The organism is Streptomyces zhihengii (assembly GCF_016919245.1).
Taxonomy (GTDB): Bacteria; Actinomycetota; Actinomycetes; order Streptomycetales; family Streptomycetaceae; genus Streptomyces; species Streptomyces zhihengii.
Map to the genome: position 1 here is coordinate 6178625 of NZ_JAFEJA010000001.1, position 11707 is coordinate 6190331.

An 11707-nucleotide genomic window follows, 5' to 3' on the forward strand; every position below is an offset into this window, starting at 1 on the left:
CGCGACAATCGAACCGGCACCATCGCGGCGAACCGGTGCGAAAGGAGAGAAGACGCCATGTATCACACCTGGATGCGGTACTTCACCCCCAGCCCGGTCCACCACCGCCTCGGCCTCGTCTGTCTCGGCGTCGGCCTCCAGCACGGCCGGCTGCCCACCGTCGGACCCCGCACCCTCGACCACCACGTCGCCGTGGTGATCAGCGCCGGCAGCGGCTGGTACCGCACCGCGGACGGACGGCGCACCAAGGTCACCGCACCCGCCGTGATCTGGCTCACCCCCTCCGTCCCGCACCACTACGGGCCCGACGCCGAGACCGGCTGGGACGAGTGCTTCGTCGACTTCACCGGCCCCGCCACCGCCACCTACACCGAACTCGGCTGCATCGAGGCCGACCGGCCCGTCGTCCCGCTGTCCGACGCCGCCGGGGCCCGCGCCGTCGTCGGACGCATCGCCCGCGCCGCCCGCCGCGGCAACCCGCTGATGGAGATCGAGACCGCGGCGGCCGTCCACGAGCTCCTCGTCGCGCTGCGCCGCGCCCGCGCCGACACCGACGCCGACGGCGACCCCGTCCTCACCGCGCTCACCCGCGACGCCTGCCGGCCGCTGTCCGTCGCCGACCACGCGGCACGCCACGGCATGACCCCCGCCGCGCTGCGCACCGCCGTGCGACGGGCCGCCGGATGCAGCCCCAAGGACTTCCTCCTCTCCATCCGGCTCGGCCGCGCCAAGGAACTCCTCGCCGGCACCGACCTGCCCGTCGCGGCCGTCGCGCGGCGCGTCGGCTACGAGGACCCGGCCTACTTCTCCCGCCTGTTCACCCGCCGTGTGGGCCTCGCGCCCATCCGCTTCAGGGAGCAGCAGGGCCGTGTCGTGCCCGGCGGCTGGAGCAACCGCGTCCCAGACCCCGAACACCCCCCGACCGTCCTCGGCCCCGCCACGTAAGCTCGCTGACCATGACCACCAGGGACATCGACGAGGGCGTCCGCGCCGAACTGACCCGCCTGCGCGAGAGCATCGACAACATCGACGCCGCGGTTGTGTACATGCTCGCGGAGCGCTTCAAGTGCACCCAGCAGGTGGGCCACCTCAAGGCCGAGCACCGGCTGCCCCCGGCCGACCCCGCCCGCGAGGCACGCCAGATCGAGCGCCTGCGCCAGCTCGCCGGGAGCGCCCGGCTGGACCCCGCCTTCGCGGAGAAGCTGCTCAACTTCATCATCGCCGAGGTGATCCGCCACCACGAGACCATCGCGGAGAGCACCCCGACCACCCCCGAGGGCTGAGCCCCGGGGCCGCACGCCCCCGAGGGCTCCCGGGCCCCCGGCGGGCCCCGCCCGGCGCCGGGCCCGCCGCTCGTCCGCTGACCGCGCAATCCTCCCCCGTGTACCGGACAGCGCCGATCGGGCAGCATGACACCCATGTCCGTACTGACGCGCGACGAAGCGCAGACCCGAGCCCAGCAGATCGACGTGCACCGCTACACGATCGAACTGGACCTGACGACCGGCGACGACACCTTCGACTCCCGCACCGTGATCCGCTTCACCGCGCGCACGGCGGGAGACACCTTCGTCGAGCTCAAGCCCGCCGAGCTGCGCTCGCTCACGCTGGACGGACAGCCCCTCGACCCCGCCGCCCTCGACGGCAACCGCTACCCCCTCACCGGCCTCACCGCGGGCGAGCACGAACTGCGCGCCGACGCGGCCATGCGCTACTCCCGCACCGGCGAGGGCATGCACCGCTTCACCGACCCGAGCGACGGCGAGACCTACGTTTACACCCAGCTCTTCATGGAGGACGTCCAGCGCGTCTTCGTCGCCTTCGACCAGCCCGACCTCAAGGCCGTCTTCGACATGGCCGTCACCGCCCCCGGCGACTGGACGGTCCTCGGCAACGGCATCGCCACCCCCGACGGCAGCGGCCGCTGGACCTGTGCGCCGACCCCGCCGCTCTCCACCTATCTCGTCGCCGTCGCCGCCGGACCCTGGCACTCCGTGCGGGTCCACCACGCCGGACTGCCCTTCGGCCTCCACGTCCGCCGCTCCCTCGCCGCCCACCTGGACGCCGACGCGGACGAACTCCTCGACGTCACCCGCCGCTGCTTCGACCGCTACCACGAGAAGTTCGAGGAGCCGTACCCCTTCGACTCCTACGACCAGGCCTTCGTCCCCGAGTTCAACGCCGGAGCGATGGAGAACCCCGGCCTCGTCACCTTCCGCGACGAGTTCGTCTTCCGCTCGGCCGTCACCGGCACCCAGCGGCAGACCCGCGCCATGGTCATCGCCCACGAGATGGCCCACATGTGGTTCGGCGACCTCGTCACCCTCCGCTGGTGGGACGACATCTGGCTCAACGAGTCCTTCGCCGAGTACATGGGCTACCAGACCCTCAACGAGGTCGCCGCCGCCGGGACCGCGGGCACCCCGCTCGCCGACTGGTGCACCGACACCTGGGTCGAGTTCGGCGTCTCCCGCAAGTCCTGGGGCTACGAGGCCGACCAGCGGCCCTCCACCCACCCCGTCGCGCCCGACCCCGAGGCCGTGCCCGACACCGCGTCCGCCATGCTCAACTTCGACGGCATCTCCTACGCCAAGGGCGCCTCCGCCCTCCGGCAGCTCGTGGCCTGGATGGGGGAGAAGGACTTCCTCGCCGGCATCAACACCCACTTCGCCCGGCACAAGTTCGCCAACGCCACCCTCGCCGACTTCATCGACTCCCTCGCCGGGGCCACCGACCGCGACGTCCACGCCTGGGCCGACCGCTGGCTGCGCACCACCGGCGTCGACACCCTCACCCCCGCCGTCACCCAGACCGACGGCGGCTGGACCCTCGGCGTCACCCACGACGGCAGCCGGCCCCACCGCATCGGCGTCGGCGCCTACGACCGCGACCCGGTCGAGCCCGGCGCCCTCGTCCTGCGCGAACGCATCGACCTGGACGTGCCCCTGGACGCACCGGTCACCCACCCCGGCCGCCGGCCCGCGCTGGTCCTCCTCAACGACGCCGACACCACCTACGCCAAGGTGCGCCTGGACACCGAGTCCTGGGCCACCGTGCTCACCTCTCTGTCCGGCATCCCCGACCCGCTGACCCGTGCCGTCGTCTGGAACGCCGCCCGCGACATGGTCCGCGACGGCGAACTCGCCCCCACCACCTACCTGGAGGCCGCCCGCGCGCATCTGCCGCGCGAGACCGACCTCGCCGTCGTCCAGGGCGTCCTCGCCTTCGCCGCGGGGCAGATCGCCGACTGCTACCTGCCCGCCGAGCAGCGCCCCGCCGCGCTCGCCCTCCTCACCGACACCTGCCGCGCCCTGCTGCGCCGCACCGAGGACGGCAGCGACCCCGGGCTGCGCCTCACCGCCGTCCGCCACTTCGTCGACGCGGCCACCCAGCCGCACTCCCTCCAGGAGTGGCTGAACGACGGCAACGTCCCCGGCGGCCCCGAGCTCGACCCCGAGCTGCGCTGGCGGGTCCTCACCCGGCTCAGCGTGCTCGGCGCCGTGGGCGAGAAGGAGATCGCCGCCGAACTGGAGCGCGACCCCTCCGCTACCGGCCAGGAAGGCGCGGCCCGCTGCCGTGCCGCCCTGCCCACCGCGGAGGCCAAGGCCGCCGCCTGGTCCCGGCTCTTCGACTCCGACGACCTGTCGAACTACCTGTTCGCGGCCACCGCCCAGGGCTTCTGGCAGCCGGAGCAGGCGTCCCTGACCCGGGAGTACGTCAGCCGCTTCTACCCCGACGCCGTCGCCGTCGCCGCCCGCCGCGGGCCGGTGATCGCCGAGGCGGCGGGGCGCTTCGCCTTCCCGTCCCACGCGGTCGACCACGAGTCGCTGCGGCTGGGGCGGACCTGCCTGGAGGCGGAGGACCTCCTTCCGGCGCTGCGCCGCAAGCTCACCGACCAGCTCGACGACCTGGCGCGCGCCCTGCGGGTGCGGGGGGCCTGAGCTCCCGCCGGGGCCGGGCCGCCGTCCCTCCGCCGGGCCGGGGGCGCGGCACGGCCCCGCGACCGTGACCTCGGGCGCCGGGCGGGCTGCGTTCGCCGGCCCGTCCGGCGTTCCGGGGCATCGCGCGGAGCGCGGTACGCGGCCACCGGGGTACCGGGGGCTCTCGCGCCCCCGGTTCCCGCCCGAGCGCGCCGCGGGCACCCCCGGCGTGCGCCCGCACATGCGGAACGCCCCCCGCGCGGGAAGCGCCCCGCCCCGTGCCGGAAACCCCCGCGCACCCCCAATACCCCTTCCGCTCCGGATCGTTGAGTCTCCCGAGGCGCAGCGCGGCACCCCCGCGCCGTGCCTGTGCGGGCGCACGCACCCCCGCGTGCCCCGGGACGACCCGCGCCGAAGGACCCAGGCCCCATGCGTACGCCCCCGACACCGCCCCTCGCCGGTGGCACCGCCGGACCGGACGCCCTGCGGCCGCTCGTCGACATCGTGCTCGGCGCGCTCGGGGACGGCGCCGCGGCCCGCGGCGGTCCGCTCCCCGCCGGCGGCCCCGACGCCGTCGCCGCCCGGGTGCGCGACCTGCTGCGCGACCCTCTCCCCGCGCACGGCCACCCCCACGAAAGCACCCTCCGCGACCTCGTCCGCACCCTCGCCGAGGGCTCCGCCGACCCCGCGGACCCCCTCTGCGCGGCCCATCTGCACACCCCGCCCCTCGCGCTCGCCGTCGCCGCCGACCTGGCCGCCGCCGCGCTCAACCCGTCCATGGACTCCTGGGACCAGGCCCCCGCCGCCTCCGAGATCGAGCACGGCGTCACCCGGGCGCTGGCCGCCGAGGTCTACCCCGCGCGGCCCGCCCCCGACGCCCTCGTCACCACCGGCGGCACCGAGTCCAACCAGCTCGCCCTGCTGCTCGCCAGGGAACGCGCCCCCGGCGCCCCGCTGCGCGTGGTCTGCGGCCCCGACACCCACCACTCCGTGCACCGCGCCGCCTGGCTCCTGGGGCTGCCCGCCCCGGTCACCGCCCCGCTCGACGACCCGGCCGCCCTGCACCGCGTCCTCGCGTCGACGCTCGGCCCCGCCCTCGTCGTCGCCACCGCCGGCACCACCGACACCGGACGGATCGACCCCCTGAGCGCCGTCGCCGACGTCACCGCCCACCACGGCGCCGGCCTCCACGTCGACGCCGCCTACGGCGGTCCCCTGCTGTTCAGCGACACCCGGCGCCGGTTGCTCGACGGGCTCGACCGGGCCGACTCCGTCACCCTCGACCTGCACAAACTCGGCTGGCAGCCCGTCGCCGCCGGACTCCTCGCCGTCCCGAGCGCCGACCGCGCCGCCCCCCTCGCGCACACCGCCGAGTACCTCAACGCCGCCGACGACACCGACGCCGGCCTCCCCGACCTCCTCGGCCGCTCCCTGCGCACCACCCGCCGGCCGGACATCCTCAAGATCGCCGTCACCCTCCGGGCCCTCGGGCGCGCCGGGCTCGGCGACCTCGTCGACCGCGTCTGCGCCACCGCCCAGGACCTCGCCGACCTCGTCGACAAGCACCCCCGCCTCGACCTCTACGAGCGGCCCACCCTCTCCACCGTCCTGTTCCGCCCGGCCGGCGCCACCGACGAGCGCACCGCGGACATCCGCCGCGCCCTGCTCACCGAAGGACGCGCCGTCCTCGGCCGCGCCCGCGCCGACGGGCGCGTCTGGCTCAAGGCCACCGTGCTCAACCCGCACACCACCGCCGAACGGCTCGACACCCTGATCGCCCTCGTGGAAGGCAGCACCCCCTGATGAACGCCCCGCCCGCCACGCCCGCACCCGAGCCCGCCCCGGCGGGTGCCGACACCGTCCGCCCCCATGACCTCGTGGGCATCGGCATCGGCCCGTTCAACCTCTCCCTCGCCGCCCTCGCCGACGGCGTGCCCGGCGGCCTCGCCACCGCCTTCTACGAGCAGCGGCCCGCCTTCCGCTGGCACCCCGGGCTGCTCATCGAGGGCGCCACCCTCCAGGTGCCCTTCCTCGCCGACCTCGTCACCCTGGCCGACCCGTCCAGCCCCTGGTCGTTCCTCAGCTACCTCCGCTCACGCGAGCGGCTGTTCCCCTTCTACTTCGCCGAGACCTTCCACATCCAGCGCGCCGAGTACGACGCCTACTGCCGCTGGGCCGCCGACCGCATCCCCGGACTCCACTTCGGCCACCAGGTCGACGCCGTCCGCTGGAGCCCCGAACGCGACCTCTTCGAAGTCGACTACACCCAGCTCGACCCGACCGGCGAGGCCGAGGCGCTCGGCCGCGCCTACACCCGCAGCATCGCCCTCGGCGTTGGCACCGAACCGTTCGTGCCCGAGCCGCTGCGGCCGCTCGCCGAGGCCCCCGGCGTGCCCGTCATCCACTCCGCCGACTACCTCGACCACCGCGACACCCTCGCCGCCGCCGGCCATGTCACCGTCATCGGCTCCGGCCAGTCCGGCGCCGAGATCTTCCTGGACCTGCTCAGGACCAGGCCCTCGGGCGCCGAACGCCTCCACTGGCTCGCCCGCACCGAGTCGTTCGCGCCCATGGAGTACTCCAAGCTCGGCCTCGAACACTTCACCCCCGACTACACCCGCTACTTCCACGCCCTGCCGGAACGCGTGCGCGACGACCTCGTGCCCCGCCAGTGGCAGCTCCACAAGGGCATCGACGCCGCCACCATCGACGCCATCCACCAGGAGCTCTACCGCCGCACCCTCGGCGGCGGCTGGCCCGACGCCGTCCTCACCCCCGGTGTCACCGTCCGCACCGCCGGCCGCGTCGCCACCACCAAGGTCGAGCTCCACCTCGAACACGCCCAGCAGGGCACCCGGTCCCGGCTCACCACCGACGCCGTCGTCCTCGCCACCGGCTACCGCGAACGCCCCCTCGGCAGGCTGCTCGCCGGCATCGACCCCTACATGCGCCGCGACAGTGCCGGCCGTCCGATCGTCGACGACCGCCACCGGCTGAAGCTCGACCCCTCGGTCACCGGGACGGTCTACGTCCAGAACGCCGAGCGCCACACCCACGGCGTCGGCGCCCCCGACCTCGGCCTCGCCGCCTGGCGCAGCGCGTCCATCCTCAACACCCTCACCGGCAAGGAGCCCTACCCCCTGCCGCGGCGCACCGCGTTCACCAGCTTCGGCCTCGAACGGCGCGAAGCCCCCGGCATCCCCGGGCAGGGGCCCGCACTCACCCCCCTCCGGCAGCACTGAGACACCGCGGGGCCCCGGGGGACGCACCCCCGGGGCCCCGCGACACGCCCTAGAAGACCGGCACACCCTCCCGGGTCAGCCGCCAGCCCACCGAGGCGAACGCCGCGGGATCGACGGTGCCCTCCGTCTGCACCCAGCCGATGATCGTGTTCCTGATCTCCTCCGAGTTCGCCCACACCTGCTGCGCCCCCGCGACGTGCGGGAAGTTCCCGCCACCGCTCGCCCGGTAGTTGTTCACCGCCAGCACGAACCGCGCCGCCGGATCGACCGGCGCGCCCTCGAAGGCCAGATCCACGATCCGCGACCCCGCGGGCCGCGAGATGTCGATGTCGTACACCAGGCCCGAGACGGCGTCGTAGTTGTAGTCCGGCGTCCCCTCCGCGTTGGTGAGCTGCGCGGTGTCCACCGGCGCGCCCGGGGCCGTCCGCACGAAGTACCGCGCCGAGAACTCCAGATAGTCCTTGAGCTGGGCGCCCGTCAACACCCGCGCCTCCAGTGTGTTCTCGAAGACGTACAGGCCCGCCGCGTCCCGGATCGTCACCTCGCCCGCCGGGATCGCCGCCGTACGGGAGAAGCACGACGCCTGCGAGAGCACCGGAAGCGCCCCGTACTCCCCGCCGGCCAGCGCCGCCCGGACGGTCTCGGTCTGCACGTGGTTGATCAGGTCGATGATCGGCTCGTCCTTCCACGCGGCCTCGGCCGTCGTCATCGCCGCCGCCGACGTACCGATCACCTGGTTGACGTACGCCACCACCTTGCGGTGCTCGTCGCCCAGCAGCCGCCCGATCCGCGGGTCCTCGTCCACCGCGTTCGAGTTCAGCACCTGCGCGCCCGCCCGCTCCACCGTCCAGCGGCCCCGGCTCCACACCAGGTCGAAGTCGAACAGCGTCAGCCGCTGCCCCCACTTCAACGGCTCCGAGAGCACCACCTGCGCACCCGTCTCCTTGTTGGTGACGAAGTGCTCGGCGATCTCCGTGTGCGCGTGGCCCACCAGGATCGCGTCGATGCCCGGCACCTGCTCGGCCACCAGACCGGCCGCGTTCTCCACGTACGGCAGCTGGTCCCCGTACGAGGAGGTGCCGCTCGACCCCGAGTGCGCGGACACGATCACCACGTCGGCGCCCATCGAACGCAGCCGCGGCACCCACTTCGCCGCCTGCTCCTCCAGGCCCGGGAACACCATCCGGCCACCCACGTTCTGCTTGTCCCAGATCGCGATGCCCGGATTCGTCAGCCCCAGGACCGCCACCCGCACATCACGCCCGTGCGGCGTGCGCAGCCGGTGCATGCTGTACGGCGCGAACGCCGGGCGCAGCGTCTTCGCGTCCAGCGCGTTCGCCCCCAGCAGCGGGAAGTCGCACTGCTCCTCGAACTTGCGCAGCACCGGGATGCCGTAGTTGAACTCGTGGTTCCCGAGCGCCGCGGCGTCGTAGCCGATGGCGTTCATCGCCTGCGCCATCGGGTGCACCGGGCCCCGCCGCGCCGTGATCGGGTCCACCTTGGCGTAGTAGTACGACAACTGTGTGCCCTGGATGGTGTCACCGGCGTCGATGAGCAGGGTGTTGCCCCGGCCGCGCTCCGCCCGCACCCGGTCCACCAGGGTCGAGATCTTCGCCAGGCCCACGTCGTTGTGCGCCTTGTCGTCGAACTCCTTGTCCGTGAAGTAGTCCCAGTTGAAGACGTTGCCGTGCAGGTCGGTCGTCCCCATCACGGTGAAGGAGTACCGCTTCGTCCCCCGGCCCCGGTCCTGCTCCCGCGCCCCGGCCGCCGAGGCGGGCGCGGCGGCGCCCCCGGCGATGGCCGCACCGGCCCCCGCGGCGGCCGACCGCTCCAGGAACTTCCTGCGGTTCAACGGCATGTTCGTCTCCTTCGCTCACGTGCACAACGCGCGTAGATAATGGCGCAGCACCCCCTCGGTGGGGAAGGCTTCACCTCACACCGAACGCGCGCAGACCCGGCAACCCCCCACCGAGGAGCCCCATGACCGCCGACGGAACCCCGCCCGCAGCGCCCCGCGTCCACGTCCGCGGCGAAGCCCGGCTGGAACGCGACCCCGAGATCGCCACCATCGCCGTCCAGGTGGCCGCCCGCGGCAGGGACCGCCGCGCCGCGCTCGACGACCTCACCCGCCGCAACACCGCCGTGCTCGACCTGATCAGGTCCTGCGGCGACGCCGTCGAGCAGGTCTCCACCGGCGCCTTCTCCATCAGCCCCGAACTCGGCCAGCACGGCCGCGGCGAACGCGTCCGCGCCTACCACGGCACCGTCCACACCACTGCCGTGCTCACCGACTTAGCCGCGCTCGGCGAACTCACCACCCGTCTCGCCGACCTCGAACTCACCACCGTCACCGGCCCCTGGTGGGCTCTGCGCCCCGACTCGCCCGTCCACGCCGAGGCCCGGCGCGCCGCCGTCCACGACGCCGTCCGCCGCGCCCGCGAATACGCCGACGCGCTCGGCAGCGGGCTCGACACCCTCCTCGAACTCGCCGACACGGGCACCGAGGACCCCTTCGGCCCGCCGGCCGGCGCCCTGCGCGCCTTCGGCGGCCCCGCGACGACCGAGGCCGCACCCGCCCTCGACCTCGAACCCCGGCGCCAGACCGTCTTCGCGCAGCTCACCGCGCGCTTCACGATCACCCCGCCGCGCCTCTGAGGCCGCCCGCCGGACCGGTGCGGCGCGGTCACGGCATGCTCATCGGAGCGGCCCCATGCACAATTCAACACTTGTCAACAACCCTTCATGCAAAGGTTGTTGAACAGTCATGCCGGGCCAATTCTCTACCCGTCGGTAAGCCATAGGCTCGAACCATGCGCCGAGCCAAAATCGTCTGTACCCTGGGCCCCGCCACCGACACATACGACCAGATCAAAGCTCTGGTCGAAGCCGGAATGGACATTGCCCGACTCAACCTCAGCCACGGTGTCTACGCCGACCACGAGGAAAGATTCCGGCACGTCCGCAAGGCCGCCGAGGAAACCGGCCGCAGCGTCGGTGTCCTCGCCGACCTTCAAGGCCCGAAGATCCGGCTCGGCCGCTTCCAGGAAGGCCCCGTACTTCTCGAACGCGGCGATGAATTCACCATCACCGTCGAAGACGTCGAAGGCGACCGCCACACCTGCGGCACCACCTACGGCGGACTCGCCGGCGACGTCACCCCGGGCGAGCGCATCCTGGTCGACGACGGCAAGGTCGCCCTCGAGGTGACCGGCGTCGACGGCCCCCGTGTGCGCACCGTCGTCATCGAGGGCGGCATGGTCTCCGACCACAAGGGCCTGAACCTCCCCGGCGTCGCCGTCTCCGTCCCCGCCCTCTCCGGGAAGGACATCGAGGACCTCCGCTGGGCCCTGCGTACCGGCGCCGACGTCATCGCCCTCTCCTTCGTCCGCAACGGGCGCGACATCGAGGACGTCCACCGGGTCATGGACGAGGAGGGCCGCCGCGTCCCCGTCATCGCCAAGGTCGAGAAGCCCCAGGCGGTCGACAGCATCGAGGACATCGTGGCCGCCTTCGACGGCATCATGGTCGCCCGCGGCGACCTCGGCGTCGAGATGCCCCTCGAACAGGTCCCCATCGTCCAGAAGCGCGCCGTCAAGCTCGCCAAGCGCAACGCCAAGCCGGTCATCGTCGCCACCCAGATGCTCGACTCGATGATCGACAACAGCCGCCCCACCCGCGCCGAGGCGTCCGACGTCGCCAACGCCGTCATCGACGGCACCGACGCCGTGATGCTCTCCGGCGAGACCAGCGTCGGCAAGTACCCGGTCGAGACCGTCCGGACCATGAGCCGCATCGTCGAGGCGGCCGAGGAGGACGTCCTCGCCAAGGGCCTGCCGCCGCTCACCGAGCGGAACAAGCCCCGCACCCAGGGCGGCGCCGTGGCCCGGGCGGCCGCGGAGATGGGCGACTTCCTGGGCGCCAAGTTCCTCGTCGCCTTCACCCAGTCCGGGGACACCGTCCGCCGTCTCTCCCGGTACCGCTCCCCGATCCCGCTCCTCGCCTTCACCCCGGACCCGGCCACCCGCGCCCAGCTCAACCTCACCTGGGGCGTCGAGACCTTCCTCGGCCCCCACGTCGACTCCACCGACGCGATGGTCGCCCAGGTCGACGAGGAACTCCTGCGCATCGGCCGCTGCCGCAAGGGCGACATCGTCGTCATCACGGCCGGCTCCCCGCCCGGCGTCGCCGGCTCGACCAACCTGGTGCGCGTGCACCACATCGGCGAGAGCGTGAAGTAGCCGGACCGCCCGTGCCGCGGCCCGTCCCCGCCGCGGCCCGGCCCGGCCGCGCGTCCACCGGTACCGCGGACGCGCGCCGTCGGGCGGGATGCCGGTGGATCCTCCGCCGGAACGGGGGCTGGAATGCGCCTGCCCTCACTGTGCGTGAGGAAATTCCGCGGCGGACAGACAAAAGCGGATATTCACAGGAAGTGAACATCCGCTTTTCGCCGGTACCGGGTGCGGGACTCGAACCCGCAAGCCCTCACGGGCAGAGGTGTTTGAGACCTCCGTGTATACCGTTCCACCAACCCGGCTCGGTGCTCGT

General features: G+C 73.4%; 8 protein-coding genes and 1 tRNA gene. 7 read left to right on the forward strand and 2 right to left on the reverse strand.

What is annotated here, in order from left to right; translation table 11 throughout:
* Nucleotides 1-57 precede the first annotated feature (57 nt).
* From JE024_RS26240 to JE024_RS26260, 5 genes are all read left to right on the forward strand, one after another.
* A complete protein-coding gene (locus JE024_RS26240) occupies nt 58-945 on the forward strand; it encodes a helix-turn-helix domain-containing protein (RefSeq protein ID WP_205375945.1) in 888 nt (295 codons plus the stop codon).
* Nucleotides 946-956: 11 nt separating this feature from the next.
* Nucleotides 957-1283 carry a chorismate mutase gene (locus JE024_RS26245; protein WP_205375946.1) on the forward strand — a complete coding sequence of 109 codons (327 nt, stop codon included), beginning with the start codon at nt 957-959 and terminating at the stop codon, nt 1281-1283.
* 135 nt (nt 1284-1418) lie between these two features.
* A complete protein-coding gene (gene pepN / locus JE024_RS26250) occupies nt 1419-3941 on the forward strand; it encodes an aminopeptidase N (RefSeq protein WP_205375947.1) in 2523 nt (840 codons plus the stop codon).
* A gap of 408 nt (nt 3942-4349) precedes the next feature.
* Nucleotides 4350-5723 carry a pyridoxal phosphate-dependent decarboxylase family protein gene (locus JE024_RS26255; RefSeq protein ID WP_205375948.1) on the forward strand — a complete coding sequence of 458 codons (1374 nt, stop codon included), beginning with the start codon at nt 4350-4352 and terminating at the stop codon, nt 5721-5723.
* Nucleotides 5723-7162 (forward strand): lysine N(6)-hydroxylase/L-ornithine N(5)-oxygenase family protein, encoded by a 1440-nt coding sequence (locus tag JE024_RS26260; RefSeq protein WP_205375949.1) that lies wholly within the window; start codon nt 5723-5725, stop codon nt 7160-7162. The genes JE024_RS26255 and JE024_RS26260 overlap by 1 nt, the downstream gene beginning before the upstream one ends.
* Before the next feature lie 49 nt (nt 7163-7211).
* Here the strand turns inward: JE024_RS26260 and JE024_RS26265 are convergent, their stop codons facing one another.
* Nucleotides 7212-9020 carry a bifunctional metallophosphatase/5'-nucleotidase gene (locus JE024_RS26265; RefSeq protein WP_205375950.1) on the reverse strand — a complete coding sequence of 603 codons (1809 nt, stop codon included), beginning with the start codon at nt 9018-9020 and terminating at the stop codon, nt 7212-7214.
* A 122-nt stretch (nt 9021-9142) separates the two neighbouring features.
* Between JE024_RS26265 and JE024_RS26270 the strand changes: the two genes are divergently transcribed.
* Both JE024_RS26270 and pyk read left to right on the forward strand, forming a co-directional pair.
* Nucleotides 9143-9817: an SIMPL domain-containing protein gene (locus JE024_RS26270; RefSeq protein ID WP_205375951.1), complete on the forward strand. Its 675-nt coding sequence runs from the start codon at nt 9143-9145 to the stop codon at nt 9815-9817.
* Nucleotides 9818-9972: 155 nt separating this feature from the next.
* Nucleotides 9973-11400, forward strand: coding sequence for a pyruvate kinase (gene pyk / locus JE024_RS26275; RefSeq protein WP_205375952.1), 1428 nt, complete (start codon nt 9973-9975; stop codon nt 11398-11400).
* Nucleotides 11401-11613: 213 nt separating this feature from the next.
* Here pyk and JE024_RS26280 read toward each other — a convergent pair.
* A tRNA-Leu gene (locus tag JE024_RS26280) sits at nt 11614-11696 on the reverse strand.
* Between the last annotated feature and the right edge of the window lie 11 nt (nt 11697-11707).